Annotated in this window: 20 protein-coding genes and 1 rRNA gene; 10 read left to right on the forward strand and 11 right to left on the reverse strand. The window is 73.5% G+C overall.

The features are described 5' to 3' along the window. Positions 1-155: 155 nt before the first annotated feature. Both AB0E02_RS37780 and recN read right to left on the reverse strand, forming a co-directional pair. Positions 156-953 carry a hypothetical protein gene (locus AB0E02_RS37780; protein ID WP_362148825.1) on the reverse strand — a complete coding sequence of 266 codons (798 nt, stop codon included), beginning with the start codon at positions 951-953 and terminating at the stop codon, positions 156-158. Positions 954-1,058: 105 nt separating this feature from the next. Then, positions 1,059-2,786 carry a DNA repair protein RecN gene (gene recN / locus AB0E02_RS37785; RefSeq protein ID WP_362148873.1) on the reverse strand — a complete coding sequence of 576 codons (1,728 nt, stop codon included), beginning with the start codon at positions 2,784-2,786 and terminating at the stop codon, positions 1,059-1,061. Positions 2,787-3,060: 274 nt separating this feature from the next. Here recN and AB0E02_RS37790 point away from each other — a divergent pair, with 274 nt between their 5' ends. Both AB0E02_RS37790 and AB0E02_RS37795 read left to right on the forward strand, forming a co-directional pair. Next, positions 3,061-4,410, forward strand: coding sequence for an FtsX-like permease family protein (locus tag AB0E02_RS37790; protein ID WP_362148828.1), 1,350 nt, complete (start codon positions 3,061-3,063; stop codon positions 4,408-4,410). Positions 4,411-4,430: 20 nt separating this feature from the next. Continuing rightward, the gene (locus AB0E02_RS37795; RefSeq protein ID WP_362148830.1) at positions 4,431-5,918 is read left to right on the forward strand and encodes a S41 family peptidase; all 1,488 of its coding nucleotides are present in this window, start codon (positions 4,431-4,433) and stop codon (positions 5,916-5,918) included. Positions 5,919-5,954: 36 nt separating this feature from the next. Here AB0E02_RS37795 and AB0E02_RS37800 read toward each other — a convergent pair whose 3' ends face one another. Genes AB0E02_RS37800 through AB0E02_RS37810 form a run of 3 tightly spaced genes read right to left on the reverse strand, consistent with a single transcriptional unit; the run spans position 5,955 to position 8,057 of the window. Next, the gene (locus AB0E02_RS37800; RefSeq protein ID WP_362148833.1) at positions 5,955-6,896 is read right to left on the reverse strand and encodes an NAD kinase; all 942 of its coding nucleotides are present in this window, start codon (positions 6,894-6,896) and stop codon (positions 5,955-5,957) included. Then, on the reverse strand, positions 6,893-7,708 hold the full coding sequence (locus tag AB0E02_RS37805) for a TlyA family RNA methyltransferase (RefSeq protein WP_362148836.1): 816 nt from the start codon (positions 7,706-7,708) through the stop codon (positions 6,893-6,895). Before AB0E02_RS37805 ends, AB0E02_RS37800 begins: the two co-directional genes overlap by 4 nt. Before the next feature lie 7 nt (positions 7,709-7,715). Then, positions 7,716-8,057 (reverse strand): hypothetical protein, encoded by a 342-nt coding sequence (locus AB0E02_RS37810; RefSeq protein ID WP_362148838.1) that lies wholly within the window; start codon positions 8,055-8,057, stop codon positions 7,716-7,718. Between the two features lie 76 nt (positions 8,058-8,133). On the opposite strand from AB0E02_RS37810, the gene AB0E02_RS37815 reads away from it, so the two are divergent. After that, positions 8,134-8,481 (forward strand): SCP2 sterol-binding domain-containing protein, encoded by a 348-nt coding sequence (locus AB0E02_RS37815; RefSeq protein ID WP_362148841.1) that lies wholly within the window; start codon positions 8,134-8,136, stop codon positions 8,479-8,481. Here the strand turns inward: AB0E02_RS37815 and AB0E02_RS37820 are convergent. From AB0E02_RS37820 to AB0E02_RS37830, 3 genes are all read right to left on the reverse strand, one after another. Further along, the gene (locus AB0E02_RS37820; RefSeq protein ID WP_362148844.1) at positions 8,465-9,313 is read right to left on the reverse strand and encodes an ABC transporter ATP-binding protein; all 849 of its coding nucleotides are present in this window, start codon (positions 9,311-9,313) and stop codon (positions 8,465-8,467) included. The genes AB0E02_RS37815 and AB0E02_RS37820 overlap by 17 nt on opposite strands. 94 nt (positions 9,314-9,407) lie before the next feature. Further along, the gene (locus AB0E02_RS37825) at positions 9,408-10,472 is read right to left on the reverse strand and encodes an iron chelate uptake ABC transporter family permease subunit (RefSeq protein WP_362148876.1); all 1,065 of its coding nucleotides are present in this window, start codon (positions 10,470-10,472) and stop codon (positions 9,408-9,410) included. Between the two features lie 139 nt (positions 10,473-10,611). Further along, positions 10,612-11,661 carry an iron chelate uptake ABC transporter family permease subunit gene (locus tag AB0E02_RS37830; protein WP_362148847.1) on the reverse strand — a complete coding sequence of 350 codons (1,050 nt, stop codon included), beginning with the start codon at positions 11,659-11,661 and terminating at the stop codon, positions 10,612-10,614. Positions 11,662-11,725: 64 nt separating this feature from the next. On the opposite strand from AB0E02_RS37830, the gene AB0E02_RS37835 reads away from it, so the two are divergent. Both AB0E02_RS37835 and AB0E02_RS37840 read left to right on the forward strand, forming a co-directional pair. After that, positions 11,726-12,754, forward strand: a complete 1,029-nt coding sequence (locus AB0E02_RS37835; RefSeq protein WP_362148850.1) for an ABC transporter substrate-binding protein — start codon at positions 11,726-11,728, stop codon at positions 12,752-12,754. A 126-nt stretch (positions 12,755-12,880) separates the two neighbouring features. Continuing rightward, positions 12,881-13,810: a siderophore-interacting protein gene (locus AB0E02_RS37840; protein WP_362148853.1), complete on the forward strand. Its 930-nt coding sequence runs from the start codon at positions 12,881-12,883 to the stop codon at positions 13,808-13,810. A 57-nt stretch (positions 13,811-13,867) separates the two neighbouring features. Here the strand turns inward: AB0E02_RS37840 and AB0E02_RS37845 are convergent, their stop codons facing one another. After that, the gene (locus AB0E02_RS37845; RefSeq protein WP_362148856.1) at positions 13,868-14,893 is read right to left on the reverse strand and encodes an HAD-IIA family hydrolase; all 1,026 of its coding nucleotides are present in this window, start codon (positions 14,891-14,893) and stop codon (positions 13,868-13,870) included. Between the two features lie 93 nt (positions 14,894-14,986). Between AB0E02_RS37845 and AB0E02_RS37850 the strand changes: the two genes are divergently transcribed. The 5 genes from AB0E02_RS37850 (at position 14,987) to AB0E02_RS37870 (ending at position 21,715) form a co-directional block, all read left to right on the forward strand. Continuing rightward, complete coding sequence (locus AB0E02_RS37850) at positions 14,987-16,249, forward strand: DUF1015 domain-containing protein (RefSeq protein ID WP_362148859.1); 1,263 nt, start codon at positions 14,987-14,989, stop codon at positions 16,247-16,249. 155 nt (positions 16,250-16,404) lie between these two features. Then, complete coding sequence (locus AB0E02_RS37855) at positions 16,405-17,931, forward strand: aspartate aminotransferase family protein (RefSeq protein ID WP_362148862.1); 1,527 nt, start codon at positions 16,405-16,407, stop codon at positions 17,929-17,931. A 34-nt stretch (positions 17,932-17,965) separates the two neighbouring features. Then, positions 17,966-19,285, forward strand: a complete 1,320-nt coding sequence (locus tag AB0E02_RS37860) for a lysine N(6)-hydroxylase/L-ornithine N(5)-oxygenase family protein (protein WP_362148865.1) — start codon at positions 17,966-17,968, stop codon at positions 19,283-19,285. Between the two features lie 73 nt (positions 19,286-19,358). Further along, entirely contained in the window at positions 19,359-19,925 is a 567-nt protein-coding gene (locus AB0E02_RS37865) for a GNAT family N-acetyltransferase (protein WP_362148868.1), read from the forward strand. Beyond that, entirely contained in the window at positions 19,925-21,715 is a 1,791-nt protein-coding gene (locus AB0E02_RS37870; protein ID WP_362148871.1) for an IucA/IucC family siderophore biosynthesis protein, read from the forward strand. The genes AB0E02_RS37865 and AB0E02_RS37870 overlap by 1 nt, the downstream gene beginning before the upstream one ends. A gap of 77 nt (positions 21,716-21,792) precedes the next feature. Here AB0E02_RS37870 and AB0E02_RS37875 read toward each other — a convergent pair whose 3' ends face one another. Together AB0E02_RS37875 and rrf are read right to left on the reverse strand one after the other, a co-directional pair. Beyond that, on the reverse strand, positions 21,793-22,545 hold the full coding sequence (locus AB0E02_RS37875; protein WP_362148879.1) for a hypothetical protein: 753 nt from the start codon (positions 22,543-22,545) through the stop codon (positions 21,793-21,795). 1,276 nt (positions 22,546-23,821) lie between these two features. Further along, positions 23,822-23,926: ribosomal RNA gene (gene rrf, locus AB0E02_RS37880) — 5S ribosomal RNA — on the reverse strand; the annotation flags it as partial.

Raw genomic sequence — 23,926 nt, forward strand, 5'->3', positions numbered from 1 at the left:
CACCGGCTCACGCGACCACCGGCACCCACCCACCGGCTCACGCAGCCCCCCGCACCCGCCCACCGGCTCACGCGACCACCGGCACCCACCCACCGACTCACGCAGCCCCCGCACCCGCCCCCCAGCTCACGCAGTCCCCGCACCCGCCCACCGGCTCACGCAGCCCCCGCACCCGCCCACCGGCTCACGCGGTCCCCCGCGATCGTTGCGGCGACGAGGGCGGCGGCGTGGGCGGTCAGGCCGGGGCGGGTGGTGCCGGTGGCGATGGCGAGGCCGAGGGCGGCGCCGAGGGCGTGGGCGCCGGCGTCGCCGAGCATGGTGCGTTCCGCCAGGTCGTCGCGGGCGATCGCGGCCACGGCTCCCATGGGTGCGGCGGACAGCGGTCCCGCCGGGCCGCGGCGGAGGAGGCCGGGCGCGCCGAGGGCCAGGACGGCGCCGGCTGCGCGGCCGGGGCGGACGTCCAGGAGGTTCACCAGGTGCGCCGAGCCCGCAATGACCACGCCCGCCAGGAGCTTGTCGGCCGGGCGTTCCTTCAGCAGGGCGCCCGCCGCGAGACCGGCGGCGCCGATGCCGAAGAGCTTCACCGCCCCACTGGTGACCTCACGGTTCCGCAGCGCCGAGAGGTGGGCCCGGAAGCCTCGGCGGGGGTCACTGGCGCCGAAGACGTCGTCGTACGCCCCGCAGGCCCCGGCCGCCAGTACGGCCAGCGCGGATGCCGCACGGGTGCGGGCCGGGAGGCCCGGTGCGGTGGCCGCGGCGAGGGCGGTGCCGGTGGCCGTGGCGAGCCCGGCGTGCAGATGGACGGTGCGGCCGGCGTGGTTCTTGCGCTCCCACAGGACGGCGCCGCCCGGCGGCCGGCTCGTGAGCGCCCCGTAGGCGGCCCGGGTCGCGCCGGCCGCCCCCAGCAGCGCCGAGATCCGTGTGAGCACCTTGCCGCCTGCCGCCGCCACCATGTCACTCCCCTCGGCCGGCACCCTGCCGGCTCGAACTCCGGTCACCCTAGGGGGCGGGCGTGGACCGGCCGTCCTCGGGGATCACCGCCGGGCGGGGTGCCGCACCTAGCGGCCGGTGCGGGCGGTTTCGAGGAGTTCCTCGGCGTGGGCGCGGGCCGTTTCGGAGTCTTCCTGGCCGGCGAGCATGCGGGAGAGTTCGCGGACCCGCTCCTCGCCCTCCAGGATGGTGACGCCGCTCCTGGTGACCGAGCCGTCGTTGGTCTTCGCCACCAGGAGCTGGCGGTCGGCGAAGGCGGCGACCTGCGGGAGGTGGGTGACGACCACGACCTGGGCCGATTTGGCGAGCCGGGCCAGCCGCCGGCCGACCTCGACGGCCGCCTTGCCGCCGACGCCCGCGTCGACCTCGTCGAAGAGGTAGGTCGGTACGGGGTCGGAGCCGGCGAAGACCACCTCGACGGCGAGCATCACCCGGGAGAGTTCACCGCCGGACGCCCCCTTGGCGATCGGCCGGGGCGGGGCGCCCGGGTGCGGGGCGAGGAGGAGTTCGACCTCGTCGGCGCCGGCCGGCCCGTAGGCGACGGTGCGGCCGCCGACCACGATGCCGTCGGCGTCCTCGGGCACCTCGGTCTGCCGGATCTCGACGGTCACCCGGGCGTGCGGCATGGCCAGCTCGGCGAGTTCGGCGGTCACGGCGTCGGCGAAGCGCTCGGCGGACGCGGTGCGGGCATCGGTCAACGTCTGGGCGAGTTCGCCCAGTTCGGCCCGGAGTGCGTCGCGTTCGGTGGTGAGTTCGCCGATCCGGTCGTCGTCGCCGTCGAGTTCGGCGAGCCGGGCGGCGCTCTTCTCCGACCAGGTCAGCACCGCAGCGATGTCCTCGCCGTATTTGCGGGTCAGGTGGGTGAGGGCGGCGCGGCGCTCCTCGACGGCGGCGAGCCGCAGCGGGTCGGCGTCGAGGTTGTCGGCGTAGCCGGCGAGCTCGCCCGCCACGTCGGCCATCAGGATGCCGAGCTCCCCGAGGCGGTCGGCGAGGCCGGCCAGCTCCGGGTCGTGGCTGCGTACGGCTTCGAGGGCGCGGTGCGCGCCGGCGACGAGCGTGGTCGCCTCGACGCCTTCGGGGTCCTCGGGGTTGCCGGCCAGCGCGGCGTGCGCGGCGGTGGCGGCGGAGGCGAGTGCCTCGGCGTGGCCGAGCCGCTCGGCCTCGGCGGCGAGTTCGGTGTCCTCGCCGGGCTGGGGTTCGACCGCGGCGATCTCGTCGAGGCCGAAGCGCAGCAGGTCGGCTTCCTGGGCGCGTTCGCGGGCGCGGGTGGTCAGCTCGTCCAGTTCGGTGGTGACGGCGCGCAGCCGGCGGTGCGCGGCGGTGTACTTGGCGAGCGGGACGGCGACCGCGTCGCCGGCGTAGCGGTCCAGGGCCTGGCGCTGCCGGGCGGGGCGCAGCAGGCCCTGCTGGTCGGTCTGGCCGTGCACGGCGACCAGGTCGTCGGCCAACTCGCCCAGCAGGCCGACGGGTACGGAGCGGCCGCCGACGTGGGCCCGGGAGCGGCCCTCGGCGGAGAGGGTGCGGCTGATCAGCAGGGCGCCGTCGTCGAGCTCGGCGCCGGCCTCCTCGGCGCGTACCGCGGCCGGGGTCTCGGGGCCGACGCTGATCCTGCCCTCGACGACGGCCGACTTGGCGCCGAGGCGTACCAGGGCGGGGTCGGCGCGCCCGCCGAGCAGCAGGCCGAGGCTGGTGACGACCATGGTCTTGCCGGCGCCCGTCTCGCCGGTCACCGCCGTGAAGCCCGGGGACAGCTCGACTACGGCGTCGTCAATGACGCCCAGGGACCGGATCCGCATCTCCTCCAACACGGATACGACCTTACGAGGTCCTGGGGGCGCCCCGCGACGGCCTCCCCTCCCCCGTCCGCCCGGTACTGCGGAAAACCCCACCCGAAAGCGGAGGGTTTCCGCATGGTGCCCGGTGCCGCCGGGCCGCGACCCTGATCAGGGTTCCGGGACGTCGGCTCCGCGGGCTTCCCCGACGACCCCGCAGGTCACGTCCGGGACGGCCAGGTCGGTCACGTTCCGGCTCGACCTCTCTGATCACGGTTGCGAAACGAAAGGTGCGTTCATGCCCAGCGGATTGGCGCGCGCGGCGTTGCGCGGTCATCGGCCGGCGTTCGCGGGGACGGCGGTGGCGGCGCTGTTCGCCGCCGCGGTCGTCGGGGCGTCGGTGACGATGCTCGCGGTGGCCGGTGCGGACGGCGCTCCGGTGGCCGCGCGGCGGACGATGGCGGCCCACGGCGTCGGGGAGATGGCGCTGGTCCTGCTCCTCGGCTCGGTCTATCTGTCGGTCTTCGTGATCGCCTCGACGATGGGTACGGCCGTCGCCCAGCAGCACCGCGCGTTCGCGATGCTGCGGGCGGTGGGTGCGCGTCCGTGGCAGATCCGGCGGGCGGTCGCCGTGCAGGCGGTGCTGGCGGCCGTGCCGGCGGCGCTCGCCGGATGTGCGCTGGGCGCGGTGCTGGCGCGCTGGTGGTTCGACGGCATGGTGGCCCGCGGTCTGATTCCCGGCGGGGTGGCCTTCCGGTTCAGCTGGGTGGCGCTGCCGGTGTGCCTGGCGGTGGCAGTGGTGACGTCGGCGGTGGCCGGACTGCTGGCGGCCGCCCGGTTCGCGGGGCTGCGGCCCGCGCGGGCGCTTGCGGAGGCGGCGGCCGGGCGCCGGAAGCTGGGGCCGCTGCGGCTGCCGCTGGGGCTGCTGGCGACGGCGGGCGGGGTGCTGCTCTCCCGGCTGCTGGCCGACCAGCCCGCCGAGAAGGCCGGGCAGGGTGCGTTCCTCGTGCTGCTGCTGTTCTGTGCCGGGGTGGCGCTGCTGGGGCCGCGGCTGGTGGGCCCGGCGGCGTGGCTGGTGTCCCGGCTGGTCGGCCGGTTCGGCGGGGCGGCCGGGCTGGCGATGCGCAACGTCTCGGCGCAGTCCCGCCGGTTCTCCGCGGCGGTGGTCCCGCTGGTCCTGGTGGTGGCGTTCGGCACCACGAAGATCGCGCTGCACACCACCGCGCAGCATCTGACCGGTTCCGCCGGTCCGCCCGACGAGGTGTGGCTGGACCAGGTCGGTACCGGGCTGTACGCGGGGTTCGCCGCCATCGCCGCCGCCAACACCCTTGCCGTGATCACCGCCGAGCGCCGCCGCGAGCTGGCGCTGCTGCGGCTGATCGGTTCGTACCGCCGCCAGGTGCGGGCGATGGCGGCCTGGGAGGCGGCCGTCGTCGCGGGCACCGCCCTGGTGCTCGGCACGGCCATCGCCCTGCTCACGCTCGCCCCGGTGCTCCGGCGGATGTTCGGTGCCGCGCTGCCGTACGTGCCCTGGACGACGGCCGCCGCGATCGCCGGCGGCACCCTGCTGCTCGCCCTGCTCGCGACCGGTCTGCCGGTCCATCTGACCCTGCGCCGCCGTGCCACGGACACCCTGGCCGCGGCCTGACCATCCTCACGAGGTACGCCATGAACGACCGCTGCGGCTCCGGCCGCTCCCGCCGCCCCCGCCGCCCCCGCGGCACGCTCGCGCTGTTCGCCGCCGTGACGGCCGTGACCGCGCTGACCGCCACCACCGCCTGCGCCGGCGGCCCGGCCACCGCACCGGACCCCGCCGCTTCCCGGTCGGCGTCCGCCGGCCGCGCGTCCCTGGAGGGCGTCTGGCGGATGGACGGCTACGGGACCCTGGTCACCGTCAAGGGCCGCAGCCTGCGGACGTACGAGACCACCGCCATCAGTTGTCTGCCGGGGGCCGTCACGGGCACCCGGGCGGGCGGGCCCGACGGGCGGGGCGGGAGCCGGTTCACGGTCCCGGACTCGGCGCCGCTCACGCTGACCCCGGAGGGGGCCGGCCGCGCCCGGTGGACGAGTGCGGACAACGCGGGGCGGCGGGTCCTGCACCGGATCGCCGCGCTGCCGGTCCGGTGCGCCGGGCGGCCGCCGCGCGATCCCCGGGCGGCCTTCGACGTGTTCTGGCGGACGTACGCCGAGAACTACCCGTTCTTCCGGGCGAAGAAGGTCAACTGGGCGGCGGTCCGCGACCGCTACCGTCCCCGGATCACGGCCCGGACCACGGATGCCGAACTCTTCGCGGTGCTGCGCGCGATGATCGAGCCGCTGCATGACGCGCACACCCGGGTCGTGGCCGGCCCGGACCGGTGGTTCGCGGGGAAACGTCCCGGTACGGTCCTCCCCACACCGGCCTTCACCGCCCGGGTCGAGGCGGCGACAGCGGCCGGCCTCGGTCCCGGCGTCCACCGGCGCGAGTGGGCGCAGGGCAGGCTGTCCTATGCCGATCTGCCCGGCCGAATCGGGTACTTCCGTGTCACCCAGTTCGCCCGGTACACGAAGAAGGGCGATTACGCGGGGGACGTCGCCGAGCTCGACCGGGCCCTGGACGCGGTGTTCACGAAGGGCCGTACCCGGGGGCCGGGGGCGCTGCGCGGCCTGATCGTCGACGTCCGGCTGAACGGCGGCGGCGCCGATCCGCTGGGCCTGCGCATCGCCTCCCGGCTCACCGACCGCGGCTATCTCGCCTACCGCAAGCGGGCGCGCAACGACCCGCGGGATCCGGCGCGGTTCACCACGCCGGTGCCGGTGCGGGTCCGGCCGTACCACGGGCCGGTCTACACCGGCCCGATGGCGGTGCTCACCGGCCGTCTGACCATCAGTGCGGGCGAGACCTTCACCCAGTCCCTGATGGGCCGCTCCCCCGCCCCCACCCGGATCGGCGAGCCCACCCAGGGCGTCTTCTCCGACGTGCTGGACCGCGGCCTGGCGAACGGCTGGCGCTTCGGTCTGCCCAACGAGGAGTTCCTGACCGCCGGCGGCCGGACCTTCGACGGCGCCGGCATCCCGCCGGCCGTACCGGTCCCGGTCTTCGCCGGCGAGGACCTCGCCGCGCACCGGGACCCGGGCCTGGCCCGTGCCAGGGCACTCCTCGCGGGGGCGTCGTGAGCGGCCGCCAGGGCCTTTCCGGCCTGACCCATCGGGCTAGTGGGGCGCTCCCCGCCAGCCCGCCACCGGGAGGGCGAACTTGGCGACCAGGCGGTCGGTGAAGGAGGCGTGGTGCAGCCGGGCCAGACGGACCGGCACGGCACCGCGGCGGACCTCGACGCGGGCGCCGGCGGGGAGTTCGACGGTGCGGCGGCCGTCGCACCACAGCACGCCGTGCGGCGTCTTGGGCTGGACCTCGACGGCGAGGACCGAGTGCGGCGAGGTGACCAGCGGCTTGGCGAAGAGGGCGTGGGCGCTGATGGGGACCATCAGCAGCGCCTCGACCTCGGGCCAGACCACCGGGCCGCCGGCCGAGAAGGCGTAGGCGGTCGAGCCGGTGGGGGTCGCGCAGACCACGCCGTCGCCGCCAAAGCGGGAGACCGGCCGGCCGTCGACCTCGGTCACGACCTCCAGCATCCGCTCGCGGGCGGCCTTCTCCACCGACGCCTCGTTGAGCGCCCAGTCGGTGTGCACGATGTTGCCGTTGTTGCGGACGAGGATGTCGAGGGTCATGCGCTCCTCGACCTCGTAGGCGCGGGTGACGACCCGGTCGACGACCTTGTCGAGGTCGTCGCGTTCGGCCTCGGCGAGGAAGCCGACCCGGCCGAGGTTGACGCCGAGCATCGGGACACCGGACGTCCGGGCGAAGTCCGCGCCGCGCAGCAGGGTCCCGTCCCCGCCCAGGACCACGATCAGTTCGCAGCCCTCGGCCGCGCACTGCTCCAGCTCGACGCGTTCGACCGAGGGCGGCAGCGGCAGGTCCGCGGCCTCCTCGGCCAGCACCCGCACCCCGATGCCGCTGCGCAGCAGCCCCTGGACGACGAGTTCGGCGCTGCGCACGGCCGCGGGACGGCCGGTGTGTGCGAGCAGGAACACCGTCCGCCCGGCTCCGGTGTTCTCGTGTGCTGCGCTGCCTTCAACTGCCTGGGTTGTGGTCAACGAGGCCCCTCCGCCACTGCACGGTCGACATCCGCCGGGTCGAGTGCAGGCGCCCCGGCGCGCAGCCACAGAAAGTACTCGACATTCCCGGAAGGTCCAGGCAGCGGGCTCGCAACTACTCCAAGTACGCCAAGTCCCAGTTCCGCCGCCCGGGTCGCGACGGCCGTGACGGCCTCGGCCCGCAGCGCGGCGCTGCGCACGACCCCGCCGCTGCCCAGCCGCTCCTTGCCGACCTCGAACTGCGGCTTGACCATCAGCACCAGGTCGGCGTCCGGCGCCGTGCAGCCGACCAGCGCGGGCAGTACGAGGCCCAGCGGGATGAAGGAGAGGTCGCCCACGACGAGGTCGACGGGCAGCCCGTCGATCTGGTCGAGCGTCAACTCGCGCACATTGGTGCGGTCCTTCACGGTGACCCGCTCGTCGCTCTGCAGCGACCAGGCGAGCTGGCCGTATCCGACGTCGACGGCGACGACATGACCGGCGCCGGCCCGCAGCAGGACGTCGGTGAAGCCGCCGGTGGAGGCGCCGGCGTCCAGCGCGCGGCGCCCCTCGATCTTCAGGCCGTGCGGGACGAACGCGGCGAACGCCCCGGCGAGCTTGTGACCGCCGCGCGAGACGTAGTCCGGGTCACTGTCGTCGGCGCGGACGACCACGGCCGCGCTGGTCTCCACCTGGGTGGCCGGTTTGCTCGCGGTGGTACCGCCGACGGTCACCCGGCCCGCGGCGATCAGCTGGCTGGCGTGCTCGCGCGAGCGGGCCAGCTTGCGGCGCACCAGCTCCGCGTCGAGTCGGCGTCGTGCCACTCCTGCCACCTGTGGTTCAGCTCCTGTTGTCGTGCGTCGGGGAGGACGGTGCGGGCGGCCCGGGGTGCTGGTCGAGACCGGCCAGTACGTCGCGGAGCCCGCGGTGCACATCCTCGTACACCTTCAGGTGTCCGCCCACCGGCAGGTGGTCGGCATCGGCGAGACGCCGCAGTCCGGTGTCGACCGCGGCCTGGCCGGTGGGGATGACGGCGACGCCGAGCGGCTCGGGCCCGGCCTCCTCGGTGGCCGCCGCCTCCTCGGTGGCCGCCTCCCCGGCGCTTCCGGCCGGCCGCGCGGGCCCGGCCTGTTCCGTGCCGCCGGCTGCCTCCGGCTCCGGGCCGGGCGTGGACTGTTCCATGCCCCCGACGCTACCTCGGCGGGCGGGTGTCCGGGGCGGACCGGCGGTCCGGCGACCTGGCGTATCGTCGATCGGGATGGCAACCCTCGACCAGTGCCGTGCCGCGCTCGACCGGCTGGCCCAGAACCTGTCCTCGGCTGACGGCAAGGTCCGTGGCGCCGCCGCGCTCGACCGTTCGCTCAGCTGCCGGATCACCGACCTGGACGTCACGTTCCTGGGCCGGCTGGCCCAGGGCAGCATCCAGGACGTGACCTGCGTGCCCGGCCCGCCCCCGGACAAGGCCGAGATCCGGCTGTCCATGACGGGCGACGACCTGGTCGCGCTGGTGGACGGGCAGCTGAACTTCGCCCGGGCCTGGGGCAGCGGCCGGGTCAAGCTGGAGGCCGGGCTGCGCGATCTGCTGCGCCTCAGGACGCTGCTGTAGCGGTGCCCACCGCCTCGCCGGCCGCCTGCCGTGCCGCCCGGCCCCCGCGCGGCTGCCGCGCCGCGGGCACGACCAGCGGTGTGCCGGTCTCCGGGTCGTCGATGACCTGGCAGCTGATCCCGAAGACCCGGGCGACCAGGTCCGCGGTGACGATGTCGGCGGGCGGGCCCTGGGCGACGATCTCGCCGTCCTTCATGGCGATGAGATGGGTCGCGTAGCGGGCGGCGTGGTTGAGGTCGTGCAGCACGGCGACCAGCGTCCGCCCCTGCTCCTCGTGCAGTTCGGCGCACAGGTCCAGGACCTCGATCTGGTGCTGGATGTCCAGGTAGGTCGTGGGCTCGTCGAGGAGGAAGAGCGGGGTCTGCTGGGCGAGCGCCATGGCGATCCAGACGCGCTGGCGCTGTCCGCCGGACAGTTCGTCGACGTAGCGGTCGGCCAGCCCGTCGACGCCGGTGGCCGCCATGGACTCGGTCACGATCCGCTCGTCCTCGCCGGACCACTGCCGCAGCAGCCCCTGGTGCGGGTAGCGGCCGCGCGCCACGAGGTCCGCGACGGTGATGCCGTCCGGGGCGACCGAGGACTGGGGCAGCAGACCGAGCGTCCTGGCGACCTTCTTGGCCGGGAGGGACGAGATCGCCGTGCCGTCCAGCAGCACCGATCCGGCGCTCGGCCGGAGCATCCGGGAGAGGGCGCGCAGCAGCGTGGACTTGCCGCAGGCGTTCGGGCCGACGATGACCGTGAAGGACCGGTCGGGGATGCCGACCGAGAGGTTCTCGGCGATGACCCGCCGGTCGTAGGCGAGGGTGACGTTCTCGGCCGTGAGACGGCTCACTTCAAAAACTCCTGGGGTGGTGGTGAGGACGTGGTCGTCGCGCTGCGGTCGTCGCTGAGGCCCGGGTGGCCCGGGCCTGCGGGGTGTCCGGGTCTCATACCCGCCCGGCCTTCCGCTCGACGGCCAGCAGCCACAGCAGGTAGCCGCCGCCGAGGACACCGGTCAGCACGCCCACCGGCAGTTGGTCGGCGCCGAAGAGCCGCTGGGAGGCCCAGTCGGCGGCGACCAGCAGAACGGCACCCATGAGGGCCGACAACAGCAGCCTGGGGCCGGCCATGGGGGCACCTCCCGCGCCCTTAAGGCAGCGGGGGAGGGTGAGGCGCCGGGCCAGCTGGGGCGCGGTGAGCGCCACGAAGGAGATCGGTCCGGCCGCCGCGGTGGCCGCGGCGACCAGCACGACCGCGGCCAGCAGCACGACGATGCGCACCCGGTCGACGCGGACGCCCAGTGCGTACGCCGCGTCGTCGCCCATCTCCAGCATCCGCAGCGGCCGCCCGTGGAGGAGGACCAGCGGGATCAGGACGGCGCAGACGGCGGCGAGCGGCCCCACCTGGTCCCAGTCGCGGCCGTTGAGGGAACCGGTCATCCAGGTGGTGGCCCGGGTCGCCTCGACGATGTTGGCCTTGGTCATCAGGTAGAGGACCATCGCGTAGAGCATGGCGCTGGCCCCGATGCCGACGAGCACGAAGCGGTAGCCGTGGATGCCGCGCTTCCAGGCGAGCAGGAAGATGGCGACTCCGGTGGCCACGCCGCCGGTGACCGCTCCGGCGGCGACCGCGAAGGTCCCGGCCTGGAAGTAGACGATGGCGATCAGCGCGCCGACCGACGAGCCCTGGGCGAAGCCGAGGACGTCCGGGCTGCCGAGCGGATTGCGCGAGACGGTCTGGAAGACCGCCCCGGCGATCCCGAACGCGGCGCCGACCAGCAGCCCCACCAGCACCCGGGGCAGCCGCAGGTCCTGCACGATGAACCGGGCGCCGGGGTCGCCGCCGCCGGTCAGCGCGGCGATCACCTCGCCCGGCGCCAGCGGGTAGTCGCCGGAGCCGATGAGCGCGATGCCGGCGGCCAGCGCGAGGAGCAGCAGCACCAGTCCGAGGACCACGGCCCGGACGTCCAGGCGCAGCGAGAGCCCGCCGTTGGCCCCACCTTTGATGCGCAGCGCCGCCGCGCGCTTCGTGCCCTGCGCGGGCTTCACAGCCTGGGGGTTCACAGCGTCTCCTTGCTCGCTTCTCCGCCCCCGCGGCGCAGGGGTGCGGCTTTCGTACTCGACTGCGGCCCGGCGGCCGCGGGTGCGACGCTCACAGCTGGGCCATCCTCCGCCGTCGTACGAGATAGATGAAGACCGGTCCGCCGATGACGGCGGTGACGATGCCGACCTGGAGTTCGCCGGGGCGGGCCGCCACCCGGCCGAGGACGTCCGCGCCGAGCAGCAGGACCGGTGAGAGCACCGCGGAGTACGGCAGGATCCAGCGCAGGTCGGGGCCGGTGATGGCCCGTACGACGTGCGGAACCATCAGGCCGACGTAGACGATCGGGCCGCAGGCGGCGGTGGCGCCGCCGCACAGCAGGGTGACCGCGACCATGGCCAGGACCCGGGTGCGGGTGAGCCGGGTGCCCAGTGCCCGCGCCTGGTCGTCGCCGAGTGCGATGGCGTTGAGCGGCCGGGCGAGCAGCAGCGCGAGGACCCCGCCGACGGCCAGGAAGGGGGCGACATCGGTGACCGTCGGCATGGCGGCGGCGGCCAGTGAACCCACCGTCCAGAAGCGCATTTTGTCGAGCGCCGCGGTGTCCATGAGGTTGACCGCGTTGATGTACCCGACGAGGACGGCGGTCAGTGCGGTGCCGGCCAGCGCGAGCCGTACGGGGGTGGCGTTGCGGGTGCCGCCGAGGACGTAGACGGCGACCGAGACGACCGCGGCGCCGGCGAACGCGAACCACACATAGCCGGTGAGGGAGGTGATGCCGAAGAAGCTGATGGCGGAGACGACGGCGGCCGAGGCGCCGGCGTTGATACCGAGAACTCCGGGGTCCGCCAGGGGGTTTCGGGTCAGTGCCTGCATGACGGTGCCGGCCAGGCCGAGGGCGGCGCCGGCCATCAGGCCGAGCAGGGTGCGGGGGATGCGCACGTCGTGGACGACCACGTCGGTGTCGGTGCCGGAGTAGTGGAACACCCCGTGCCACACCTGGTCGAGCGGGATCGGTTTGGCGCCGACGGCGATGCCGAGGACGACGACGACGGCGAGGACGGCCACGGAGCCGAGCAGTCCCGCGGAGCGCAGGGCGTGCCGCCTCCGGGGTGCCGTGGGGGCCGGGGCCGTTGATGCTTCGGGGGGACTGTCGACCAACACAGTAGTTAGGTTAGCCTACCCTCACATTGACGTGCAGGCCCTCCCAGAGAGAAGCGCAGCCACCATGAGCACTTCCCGAAGCGTATCCCTGTCCCGCCGCGGCGTCCTGGCCGCGGGCGGCGCCGTCGGCATCGGCGCCCTGCTGGCCGCGTGCGGCGGCGGCAAGGGGGCGGCGGACGCCAACGGCGGCGCCAAGGGCGGCCCGTGGAGCTTCACCGACGACCGCAAGCACAAGGTCTCGCTCAAGGGCACCCCGCAGCGGATCGTCGCCTTCACCGGCACCGCGGCCGCCCTGCACGACTTCGGGATCGACGACCAGATCGTCGGCGTCTTCGGCCCCACCAAGCTCAAGAACGGCAAGCCCGACCCGCAGGCCGGCGACCTCGACGTCGACAAGGTCACCATCCTCGGCAACGCCTACAACCAGTTCAGCGTAGAGAAGTTCGCGGGGCTGCGGCCGGATCTGCTGGTCACCAACATGTACGAGCCGGATGCGCTGTGGTTCGTCCCGGACGACAGCAAGGACAAGATCACCAAGCTCGCCGAGTCCGTGGCCCTCACCTCCTCCCGCGTCCCGCTCGTCAAAATCATCGAGCGCTACGCCGAACTGGCCGGATCGCTCGGCGCCGACCTCAAGGCCAAGAAGGTCACCGACGCCAAGTCCCGCTTCGAGAAGGCCGCCGAGAAGCTGCGCAAGGCCGCCAGGTCGAACCCGGTCAAGGTGCTCGCCTGCTCCGGCAGCTCGGGCCTCTTCTACGCCTCCAACCCCGGCATCAACGCCGACCTGATGTACTACAAGTCCCTCGGCGTCGACCTGATCGTCCCCGACCACCTGGACAAGGGCGGCTACTTCGAGAGCCTGAGCTGGGAGAACGCCGACAAGTACAAGGCGGACGTGCTCCTGCTGGACAACCGGACCGCCACCCTCCAGCCCAAGGACCTGGCCGCGAAGCCCTCGTGGGCGAAGCTGCCCGCCGTCAAGGCCGGCCAGATCACCCCGTGGTCGAGCGAGCCGCGCTTCTCCTACGCGGGCTCCGCACCGCTCATCGAGACGCTGGCCAAGGCCGTCGAGAGCGCCAAGAAGGTCAGCTGACGCGCCGCGCGGACCGGCCCCCGGGCCGTCCGCACCGCACGTCCGCCGGCCGCGGTGGACCGCCCGCCCGCACCCGCGCGTCCCCGCGGCCGCCCCCACCCCCACCACCGTCCGGGAGGTTCCCGCATGACCACGACCGCCGCCCCCGCCACCGCCCCGTTCCGCTTCTTCGACGTGCATGTCGTCCGCTCCCGACGGCTCGGCCCCGCCATGCTGCGGGTCACCTTCGGCGGCGAGCGGCTGGACGAACTGGCCTCCGGCGGCCGTGACCAGCGCTTCAAGCTCTTCCTCCCGCAACCCCACCAGGACCGCCCGGTCTTCGACGACCTGGGCGAGGGCTGGTACACCGCCTGGCGGGCCCAGGACCCGGCCGAGCGCGCGGTGATGCGCTCGTACACCATCCGCGAACAGCGCCCGGACTCCGGGGAGTTCGACGTGGACTTCGCGCTGCACGGCGCGGAGCCGGGCGCCTCCCCCAAGCTCTCCACTCCGTTCGAGCAGGGAGGTGCCCCCATCACGGCGGGCGGGCCGGCCTCCCGCTGGGCCGCCGCCGCCCGGCCCGGCGACCGGCTGACCGTCCTCGCACCGGCCGTGGAGGACAACGGCGGCGTCGACTTCCGCCCGCCGGCCGGCACCGACTGGATCCTGATCACCGGCGACGAGACGGCGCTGCCCGCGATCGCCGGCATCCTCTCCTGGCTCTCCCCCGGCACCCAGGCCAGGGTCTTCATCGAGATCGGGCACGAGGACGACCGGCAGCCGCTGCCGACCTTCGCGGACGCCGAGGTCACCTGGCTCGTCCGGGACCCGGCCGCCGCGGCGCACCACGAGCCGGTGCTCGACGTGCTGCGCACCGCCGCGCTGCCCGCCGGCACGCCGTACGCCTGGGTCGCCGGGGAGTCCGGCACCGTCAAGGCGGTGCGCCGTCATCTGGTCCGCGAGCGCGGCTTCGACCGCCGGGCGGTCAAGTTCACCGGCTACTGGCGGCGCGGCGCCTCCGAGGAGGACCTGCTCGCCGAGCTGACGGCGGGTGCCGCGGCGGCCGAGCAGGACTGAGCCATCGGCCGCCGAGCGCCGGGGCCCCGCCGCACGCCGGGCCCCCGGGCGCCGTCCTCACATCCCGATGCGGGCCAGCGCCTTCCCCGCGTCGGCCCGGCAACTGCCGTTCCCCGCCTGCGTCCAGGCCGCCGCGCACAGCGCCCGCAGCCCGTCCAGCGGCTCCCCCTCGCCCGCCACGGCGAGCACCTCGCCGGCGGCCTCGGCCCGCCAGCCGCCGCACCGGAAACCACCGCCGTCCGCGGTCACCTCCGGCTGCGGTGCGAGCAGCCCGCGCAGGTCCGCGTCCACGTAGGAGGGACGGTGCTCCGGCGGGGCGGCCAGCAGTTCGGCGGGGGTGGTCACGCCGGTGAGCACCAGCAGGGAGTCCACCGCGCCGTTGTGGGCGCCCTCGATGTCGGTGTCCAGCCGGTCGCCGATCACCAGCGGCCGCCGGGCGCCGGTCCGCAGCACCGTCTCGCGGTGCATCGGCGGCTGCGGCTTGCCCGCCACCTGGGGCGTGCCGCCCGCCGCGATCCGGACGACCTCCACCAACGCGCCGTTGCCGGGGGCGATCCCGCGCTCCTTGGGGATCGTCAGATCGGTGTTGGACGCGAACCACGGCACCCCGCGCTGCACCGCGTACGCGGCCTCCGCCAGCCGTTCCCAGTCCAGGGCCGGGTCGTAGCCCTGCACCACGGCCGCCGGGTCGTCGTCCGCGGAGAACACCGGCTCAAGACCGCGCTCGCGCAGCGCCACCAGCAGCCCCTCGCCGCCGATCGCCAGCACCCGGGCCCCCGCCGGCACCTGCTCGGCGATCAGCCGGGCCACCGCCTGCGCCGAGGTGATCACGTCCCCGGCGCCGGTGGGCAGCCCGAATCCGGACAGCTGGTCGGCGACGGCCTGCGGGGTGCGGGCCGCGTTGTTGGTCACATACGCCAGGTGCATCCCGCCGTCCCGGGCGGTGGTCAGCGACGCAACGGCGTGCGCGATGGCCCGCCCACCGGCGTAGACGACCCCGTCCAGATCCAGCAGCGCCGTGTCGTACGCCGCGCTCAGCGCGCGCCGGCTCCCGTCGGGCTGCCTGCGAACCTGCTCGTTCATGCCGTCCTGCTCCTCGCACCTACCGGTATTTCCAGCCACATCCGGACTGTCCCCCGATCTTCCCTCATCGCCCCCGCGGCATAGCATTCTTCAATGACCGATACCGACGGCCTCCGCCTCCTCCCGTTCCGCGGACTGCGCTACGCCCCGGACCGGATCAGCAGCCTCACCGCCGTGACCTCGCCGCCGTACGACGTGGTGGTCCGGCCGGAGGGGGTGCGCCATCTGGAGACCGCCGATCCGTACAACATCGTCCGGCTGATCCTGCCGCACGCCGCGGACCCGGCCGCCCGGCACCGCCAGGCCGCCGACACCCTGCACCGCTGGCGCGCCGAGGGCGTGCTGGCGCAGGACCCCGACCCCGCACTGTACGTGTACGAGCAGCGCTCCGGCGAGGTGCTGCAGCGCGGGCTGATCGGCGCGCTGCGCCTGGACGGTCCGGTGCTGCCGCACGAGGACGTGATCCCCGAGGTCGTCGAGGACCGGGCCGCGCTGATGCGCGCCGCGGCCGCCAATTTCGAGCCGTTGCTGCTGTCGTACCGTGGCGGGAACCCGGCGAACGGTGCCACCGCGGTGATCGAGCGCGTGGTGGAGGACACTCCGCTGCTGTCCACCACCACGGAGGACGGTTTCACCCACCGCCTGTGGGCGGTCACCGCCCCTGCCGACCTCGCCACCATCGACGCGGACCTCGCCCGCCGGCAGGCGCTGATCGCCGACGGCCACCACCGCTGGGCGACCTACCAGCGGCTGTACGAGCAGCAGCCGGGTGCCACCGCCGCCTCCCCCTGGGCGTCCGGCCTGGTCCTGCTCGTCGACACCGCCCGCTATCCGCTCCAGGTCCGGGCGATCCACCGCGTACTGCCGCATCTGCCGCCCGCAAAGGCGCTGGCGGAGCTGGCCGGTGCCTTCCGCACCCGTCCGCTCGCGGGCGGGCTGCCGGACGCCCTGCGCGCCCTGGAGGAGACGCCCGGTACCGCCTTCGTCCTCAGTGGCGGGCCGGACGCCTTCCACCTCCTGGACCGCCCGGATCCCGGGCTGCTGGACCGTACGATCCGCCGGGACCGGCCCGAGGCGTGGCGGCGGCTGGACGCCACCGTGCTGCACTCCGTCCTGCTGGACGAGGTCTGGCACATCCCTGACCACCCGTCGGACATCGGCTATCTGCACCACGCCGAGGCCGCCGTCGCGCACGCCGCCCGGCACGGCGGATCGGCCGTGCTGATGCGCGCCACGTCCGAGGAGACCGTCCGTCAACTCGCCGAGTGCGGTGTGACGATGCCCCGCAAGTCCACGTCGTTCGGGCCCAAGCCCGCCACGGGCCTGGTGCTCCGGACGCTGGAGGACGACAACTGAGCCGCGGACGGGGCCCGGTCCGGGCCCCGTCTCCCCACCTGGGACGTAGTTAGGTTAGGCTTACCTCACTACGTCGCCGGGCGGGCCTCCCTGCCCCTGCGCACACCCCACCCTGCGCAGGACGTGGTCAACTCCGCACCAGGGAGGACACCTTCATGAGTCTCCTCGCGCACTCCGCCGAGGACCCGGCCGACAGCCGGACGTATCTGCTCAACAACGGTACGGCCCACCGCTACCACAGCGCGGTCACCGAGAGCGTCACCCGGATCAGCGCCAAAATCGCCGGTACCGCCCGCCCGTTCACCGGCATCTCCGTCGACGACCTCGCCCCCGCGATCGCCGGCGTCGACCTCGACGCGCCGCTGCACGACGCGGCCGCCGCGCTCGACGAACTCGAAGAGGTCTACCTCCGCGACGCGGTCTACTTCCACCACCCGCGCTACCTCGCGCACCTCAACTGCCCCGTGGTGATCCCCGCACTCGTCGGCGAGGCCGTCCTCTCCGCCGTCAACTCCTCCCTGGACACCTGGGACCAGAGCGCCGGCGGCACGCTCATCGAACGCCGGCTGATCGACTGGACGGCCGCCCGGATCGGCCTCGGCGAGCTCGCCGACGGCATCTTCACCAGCGGCGGCAGCCAGTCCAACCTCCAGGCCATGCTGCTCGCCCGCGACGAGGCCTGCCGCCGCGCACTGGCCGACGCGTCCCCGGACGCCCGGCTCACCGACGTCCTCCCCCGGCTGCGCATCCTGACCTCCGCCTGCAGCCACTTCAGCATCCGCAAGTCCGCCACCCTGCTCGGCATGGGCGCCGAGGCCGTCATCGCCGTACCCGTCGACGCCGAGAAGCGGATGCGCACCGACGCGCTGGCCGACGAACTGGCCCGCTGCCACCGCGACGGCCTGATACCCATGGCGGTCGTCGCCACCGCCGGCACCACCGACTTCGGCTCCATCGACCCGCTCCCGGAGACCGCCGACCTGTGCGCCCGCCACGGTGCCTGGATGCACGTCGACGCCGCCTACGGATGCGGACTGCTGGTCTCCCGCCGCCGCGACCTGCTCGACGGCATCGAGCGCGCCGACTCCGTCACCGTCGACTACCACAAGTCCTTCTTCCAGCCGGTCAGTTCGAGCGCCGTCCTGGTCCGCGACCGGGCCACCCTGCGGCACGTCACCTACCACGCGGACTACCTCAACCCGCGCCGGATGGCCGAGGCCAGGATCCCCAACCAGGTCGACAAGTCGATCCAGACCACCCGCCGCTTCGACGCCCTCAAACTCTGGCTCACCCTGCGCATCATGGGCGCCGGCGCCGTCGGCGAACTCTTCGACGAGGTCGTCGACCGCACCGCCGACGCCTGGAAACTCCTCCACGACGACCCCCGCTTCGAGGTGGTCACCGAGCCCCGGCTGAGCACCCTGGTCTTCCGCTACGTCCCCAGCGCCGACCCGGACCCCGAGCTCGCCGACCGGGTCAACCTGCACGCCCGCGAAGCACTGTTCGCCTCCGGCGACGCGGTCGTCGCCGGCACCAAGGTCGACGGCCGCCACTACCTCAAGTTCACCCTGCTCAACCCGGAGACCACCCTGGAGGACATCGCCACCGTCCTCGACCTGATCGCCGAGCACGCCGGCGCCTTCCTCACCGAGCAGCCCCGGCCGGCGCTCAGCGCGCGCTGATCCTCCCCGAGCCGAACCCCCCATCGGAGACCCCGTGTCCGCCCCTTACGACTTCCTCGCCATCGGCCTGGGCCCCTTCAACCTCGGCCTGGCCTGCCTGACCGAGCCGATCGACGGACTCGACGGCCTGTTCCTGGACGACAAACCGTCCTTCGACTGGCACCCCGGCATGATGCTGGAGAGCAGCCACCTCCAGGTGCCGTTCATGGCCGACCTGGTCACCCTCGCCGATCCGACCTCCCCGTTCTCCTTCCTCAACTACCTCAAGGAATCCGGGCGGATCTACCCGTTCTACATCCGCGAGAGCTTCTATCCGCTGCGCGCCGAGTTCAACGACTACTGCCGCTGGGCGGCCGGCAAACTCGACACCCTCCGCTTCGGACACCGGGTCACCACCGTCGAGTACGACGCCCGCGAGGAGCTGTACACCGTCCACGCCGAGCACCTCCCCACCGGCGAACGCCTCACCTTCCGCGCCCGCAAGCTCGTCCTCGGCACCGGCACCCCGCCGCACCTCCCCGAGGCGTGCCAGGGCCTGGGCGGCGACCTGCTGCACAACGCCGGCTACCTCGACGCCAAGCCCGCCCTCCAGGCCAAGGACTCGATCACCCTGATCGGCAGCGGCCAGAGCGCCGCGGAGATCTACTACGACCTCCTCACGGACATCGACGCCCACGACTACCACCTGACCTGGGCCACCCGCTCGCCGCGCTTCTTCCCCCTCGAATACACCAAGCTCACGCTGGAGATGACCTCCCCGGAGTACGTGGACTACTTCCACGCCCTCCCCGGGGCCACCCGCGACCGGCTCAACGCCACCCAGAAGCACCTCTACAAGGGCATCGACTCCGAGCTCATCAACGAGATCTTCGACCTGCTCTACCAGAAGAGCCTGGCCGGCCCGGTCCGCACCCGCCTGCTCACCAACACCGCCCTCCGGACGGCCTCCTACGACGACGCCTCCGGCACCTACACCCTCGGCCTGCGCCAGGAGGAACAGGGCACCGACTTCACCCTCGACACCCAGGGCCTGGTCCTGGCCACCGGATATCGCTACCGCGTACCGGACTTCCTCGAACCGGTCCGCGACCGGATCGCCTGGGACGACGCCGGCCGCTACGCCGTCGCCCGCAACTACAGCATCGACACCACCGGCCAGGGCATCTTCGTGCAGAACGCCGAGCTGCACACCCACGGCTTCGTCACCCCCGACCTCGGCATGGCCGCCTACCGCAACTCGTGCATCGTCCGCGAGCTGCTCGGCCGCGAGTACTACCCGGTCGAAAAGGCCATCGCCTTCCAGGAGTTCGCCGCCCCGGCCGGCCCGCACCACCCCATGGAGATACCCGCATGAACGAGCGAAGCGAGAGAATCATCGAAAGGTGCGCGCCCAGCGGGTGCGAGGCCGAGCGAAGCGAGGCGTCGGCATGAGCAGCCCCGTCTTCACCCGCACCGATCCCGCTCTGGGGGAATTCTCCCTGCGGCCCGTCGACCCCGCCGCCGACGCCGCCGTCCTGCACTCCTGGGTCACCCACCCCAAGGCCGTCTTCTGGCTGATGCAGGAGTGCGACCTCCCCGCCGTCGAGAAGGAGTTCGCGCGGATCGCCGCCGACCCCCACCACGACGCCTTCCTCGGCCTGCACAACGGCACCCCGGCCTTCCTGATGGAACGCTACGACCCCGCCCACCGCGAACTGGTCGGCATCCACGTCGCCGAACCGGGCGACATCGGCATGCACTTCCTCACCGCGCCCACCGCCACCCCCCTCCACGGCTTCACCCACGCGGTGATCACCACCGTCATGGAAATGCTCTTCGCCGACCCGGCCACCCACCGAGTCGTCGTCGAACCCGACACCCGCAACACCGCCGTGCACGCCCTCAACAAGGCCGTCGGCTTCGAGATCCGGCGCACCGTCTCGCTGCCCTCCAAGGACGCCTACCTGAGCACCTGCACCCGCGACCAGTTCCTGGCCGCCCGAGGAGACCACTGATGCCCACCGCCCAGGACGCCGTCGCCCACCTCACCCCCGCCCTGTGGGCCCGCGCCAACCGCCTGCTGATCCGCAAGGGCCTGGCCGAATTCGCCCACGAGCGGCTGCTCACCCCCCAGCGCCTGCCGCAGGACGGCCACTACGTCGTACGCAGCGACGACGGCGACACCGAATACCGCTTCGCCGCCCGCAGAACCGCCCTCGACCACTGGCAGGTCGACGCCGACAGCATCACCCGCCACCGCGGCCCGGACGAACTCCCCCTGGACGCCCTGGAGTTCTTTCTCGAACTCCGCACGGCCCTGGGCCTCGGCCAGGAGATCCTGCCGGTCTACCTGGAGGAGATCAGCTCCACTCTCTCCGGCACCGCCTACAAACTCGGCCTCGACCAGCCCTCCGCCGCCGAACTCGCCAAGTCCGGATTCCAGGCCATCGAGACCGGCATGACCGAGGGCCACCCCTGCTTCGTCGCCAACAACGGCCGCCTCGGCTTCGGCATCCACGAGTACCACGCCTACGCCCCCGAGGCCGCCAACCCGCTGACGCTCATCTGGCTCGCCGCCCGCCGCGACCACGCCACCTTCACCGCCGGCGCCGGCCTCGACTACGACGCCCTGATCCGCGCCGAACTCCCCGCAGAGACCCGCACCCGCTTCACCACCACCCTCACCGGCCTCGGCCTCGACCCCGACGACTACTACTTCTTCCCCACCCACCCCTGGCAGTGGTGGAACAAGCTGTCGGTCACCTTCGCCGCCGAGGTCGCCCGGCAGCACCTGGTCTGCCTGGGCCCCGGCGACGACGAGTACCTCGCCCAGCAGTCCATCCGCACCTTCTTCAACACCACCGACCCGGCCAAGCACTACGTCAAAACGGCCCTCTCGGTCCTCAACATGGGCTTCATGCGCGGCCTGTCCGCCTCGTACATGGCGGCCACCCCGGCCATCAACGACTGGCTGGCCCGGCTCGTCGACGCCGACGACACCTTCCGCGCCGCCCGCTTCTCGATCATCCGCGAGCGCGCCGCCATCGGCTACCACCACCGCCAGTACGAGGCCGCCACCGAGAAGGGCTCCCCGTACCTGAAGATGCTGGCCGCCCTCTGGCGGGAGAGCCCGGTCCCCACCCTGGAACCGGGCCAGCGCCTGGCCACCATGGCCTCCCTCCTGCACACCGACCGCGACGGCGGCTCCCTGGCCGGCGCCCTCATCGAGGAGTCCGGCCTGGAACCGGCCGTCTGGCTCCGCCGCTACCTCGACGGCTACCTGGTCCCGGTCCTGCACGCCTTCTACGCCTACGACCTGGTCTTCATGCCGCACGGCGAGAACGCCATCCTGGTCGTCGAGGACGGCGCCGTGGCCCGCGTGATCTTCAAGGACATCGCGGAGGAGATCGCCGTCATGGCCCCCGAGGCGGTCCTGCCGCCCGCCGTCGAACGCATCCGCGCCGACGTCCCCGAGGACAAGAAGCTCCTCTCCGTCTTCACCGACGTCTTCGACTGCTTCTTCCGCTTCCTCGCCGCCACCCTCGACGACCGCGGCATCCTCGACGAGGACACCTTCTGGCGCACGGTCGCCGAATGCGTCACCGACTACCAGGCGGCCCACCCCCACCTGGCCGACAAATTCGCGCAGTACGACATGTTCGCCGACGAGTTCGCGCTCTCCTGCCTGAACCGCCTCCAGCTGCGCAACAACCAGCAGATGGTCGACCTCCAGGACCCGGCCGGCGCCCTCCAGCTCATCGGCACCCTCCGCAACCCGATCGCCCCCCACGCACCGGCCCGCTGAGCCGGACACCCCCCACAACGCCGAAGGGCGGGACCCCACCGGGTCCCGCCCTTCGCCGTCACCTCATCCCCCGACCGTCAGCCCTTCTCGGGCCGCTCACCGCCGTCCGTGTCACCGTCCGCGTCGCCGTTCTCCTCCGACTCGCCGGACTCCTCCAGCACGTCGGTGAACTCCACACCGTCCAGCTCCGCCAGCCGGTCCGAGGCGTCCGTGGTACCGCCCTGGTCGGCCTCCAGCGCCTTGGCGAACCAGTCACGGGCCTCGCCCTCACGCCCGACCTCCAGCAGCGCATCGGCGTACGCGTACCGCAGCCGCGCCGTCCACGGGTGCACGGCCGTCGAGGCCAGCTCCGGACTCTGCAGCGTCACCACCGCCGCGTCCGCCTGCCCCATGTCCCGACGGGCACCCGCCGCGACCAGCCGCATCTCGACCTGCCCGGCCCGGTCCAGCTTCTGCACCTCGGGCTCGCCAGCCATCGCCAGCGCCTTCTCCGGCCGGCCCAGCCCACGCTCGCAGTCCGCCATCACCGGCCACAGCTCCACGCTGCCGGTCATCCGCCGCGCCGCCCGGAACTCCGCCAGCGCCTCGCTGTACTTGCCGACCGCGTACGCCGCGAAGCCCGCGGCCTCCCGCACCGCCGCGACCCGCGACGCCAGCCGCAGCGCCACCCGCGAGTACCCGTACGCCTTCTCCGGGTCCTCGTCCAGCAGCCGCGCGACCATCACCAGGTTCCTGGCGACGTCCCCGGCCAGCGTCTTCGGCAGGCTCATCAGCTCCTGCCGGACGTCCTTGTCGATCTCCTCACCGGTGACGTCGTCCGGAATCGGCAGCCGCTTGATCGGCTCCCGGTCCCGGTCCCGCCGGTCGTCCCGCCGGTCGTCCCGGCCGCGCCCGCCACCGTACGGCCGGCGCCCGCCGCGCTCGTCGTCCCGCCGGAACCCGCCACGGTCGTCCCGCCGCGGCCCCCGCTCGTCCCGCCGGAACCCACCGCGTCCGCCACGCTCGTCATCGCGCCGGAACCCGCCACGGTCACGGTCCCCACCGTGCCCACGCTCGTCCCGCCGGAACCCACCACGGTCGTCCCGCCGGTCGTCGCGACGGTCGTCCCGACGCTCATCGCGCCGGAACCCACCGCGGTCGCCACCGCCCGACCGCTCATCGCGCCGGAACCCGCCACGCTCGCCACCACCCGGCCGGTCGTCCCGCCGGAAGCCACCACGGTCACGGTCGCCACCCCGGTCACCCCGGGAGAACCGCTCGTCGCGGTCCCGCGAGAACCGGTCGTCCCGCCGGTCGTCGCGCCGCTCGTCCCGCCGGAACCCACCACGGTCGCCACCGGACGGACGCTCGTCCCGCCGGAAGCCCCCGCGATCGCCACCGGACGGACGGTCGTCCCGGCGGAAGCCACCGCGGTCACCACCGGACGGACGCTCGTCGCGGCGGAACCCACCGCGGTCGCCACCGCCCGACCGCTCATCGCGCCGGAACCCGCCACGGTCACGGTCGCCACCGTGCCCACGCTCGTCCCGACGGAAGCCGCCCCCGCGCTCATCGTCGCGACGCGGCCCACGCGGCCGCTCGTCCCGGCGGTCGCCCCCACGGAAGCCACCCCGGTCGCCACCGGACGGGCGGTCGTCCCGGCGGAAGCCACCCCGGTCGCCACCGGACGGGCGGTCGTCCCGGCGGAACCCACCACGATCGCCACCGGACGGACGGTCGTCCCGGCGGAACCCACCACGATCGCCACCGGACGGACGGTCATCGCGCCGGAACCCGCCACGGTCGTCCCGCCGCGGCCCGCGGTCGTCCCGCCGGAACCCACCGCGCTCGCCGCGGTCACCACCACGGCCGTCCCGGCTGTCGCGGGCGTCGCGGCTGTCGCGCCGCGGCCCCCGGTCGTCACGCCGGAAACCACCGCGGTCACCGTCGTCGCGCCGCTGCGGCCGGCGCTCCGAACGATCGTCGGAAGAGTTGGTGGACATCGACGTGACTCCTGTCTTCGGTACTGCATTCATTCTCACGCACCGACCACTTCGGCGCGCTTCGGAAAAACAAAAGGACCCTTGGTCCCAGCATGTCGCTGGGACCAAGGGTCCTTGAAAGATTGTTCGGCGGCGTCCTACTCTCCCACAGGGTCCCCCCTGCAGTACCATCGGCGCTGAAAGGCTTAGCTTCCGGGTTCGGAATGTAACCGGGCGTTTCCCTAACGCT

It is taken from the genome of Streptomyces sp. NPDC048196 (genome assembly GCF_040652715.1).
GTDB classification, from domain to species: Bacteria; Actinomycetota; Actinomycetes; order Streptomycetales; family Streptomycetaceae; genus Streptomyces; species Streptomyces siderophoricus.

Bases quoted from the DNA above. Each gene is read 5' to 3' on its own strand.
- AB0E02_RS37790 (WP_362148828.1), top strand. From the start codon at position 3,061: ATGCCCAGCGGATTGGCGCGCGCGGCGTTGCGCGGTCATCGGCCGGCG.
- AB0E02_RS37850 (WP_362148859.1), top strand. From the start codon at position 14,987: ATGACCGATACCGACGGCCTCCGCCTCCTCCCGTTCCGCGGACTGCGC.
- AB0E02_RS37840 (WP_362148853.1), top strand. From the start codon at position 12,881: ATGACCACGACCGCCGCCCCCGCCACCGCCCCGTTCCGCTTCTTCGAC.
- AB0E02_RS37780 (WP_362148825.1), bottom strand. From the start codon at position 953: ATGGTGGCGGCGGCAGGCGGCAAGGTGCTCACACGGATCTCGGCGCTG.
- recN (WP_362148873.1), bottom strand. From the start codon at position 2,786: ATGCGGATCCGGTCCCTGGGCGTCATTGACGACGCCGTAGTCGAGCTG.
- AB0E02_RS37845 (WP_362148856.1), bottom strand. From the start codon at position 14,893: ATGAACGAGCAGGTTCGCAGGCAGCCCGACGGGAGCCGGCGCGCGCTG.
- AB0E02_RS37815 (WP_362148841.1), top strand. From the start codon at position 8,134: ATGGCAACCCTCGACCAGTGCCGTGCCGCGCTCGACCGGCTGGCCCAG.
- AB0E02_RS37870 (WP_362148871.1), top strand. From the start codon at position 19,925: ATGCCCACCGCCCAGGACGCCGTCGCCCACCTCACCCCCGCCCTGTGG.
- AB0E02_RS37855 (WP_362148862.1), top strand. From the start codon at position 16,405: ATGAGTCTCCTCGCGCACTCCGCCGAGGACCCGGCCGACAGCCGGACG.
- AB0E02_RS37810 (WP_362148838.1), bottom strand. From the start codon at position 8,057: ATGGAACAGTCCACGCCCGGCCCGGAGCCGGAGGCAGCCGGCGGCACG.
- AB0E02_RS37835 (WP_362148850.1), top strand. From the start codon at position 11,726: ATGAGCACTTCCCGAAGCGTATCCCTGTCCCGCCGCGGCGTCCTGGCC.
- AB0E02_RS37865 (WP_362148868.1), top strand. From the start codon at position 19,359: ATGAGCAGCCCCGTCTTCACCCGCACCGATCCCGCTCTGGGGGAATTC.
- AB0E02_RS37795 (WP_362148830.1), top strand. From the start codon at position 4,431: ATGAACGACCGCTGCGGCTCCGGCCGCTCCCGCCGCCCCCGCCGCCCC.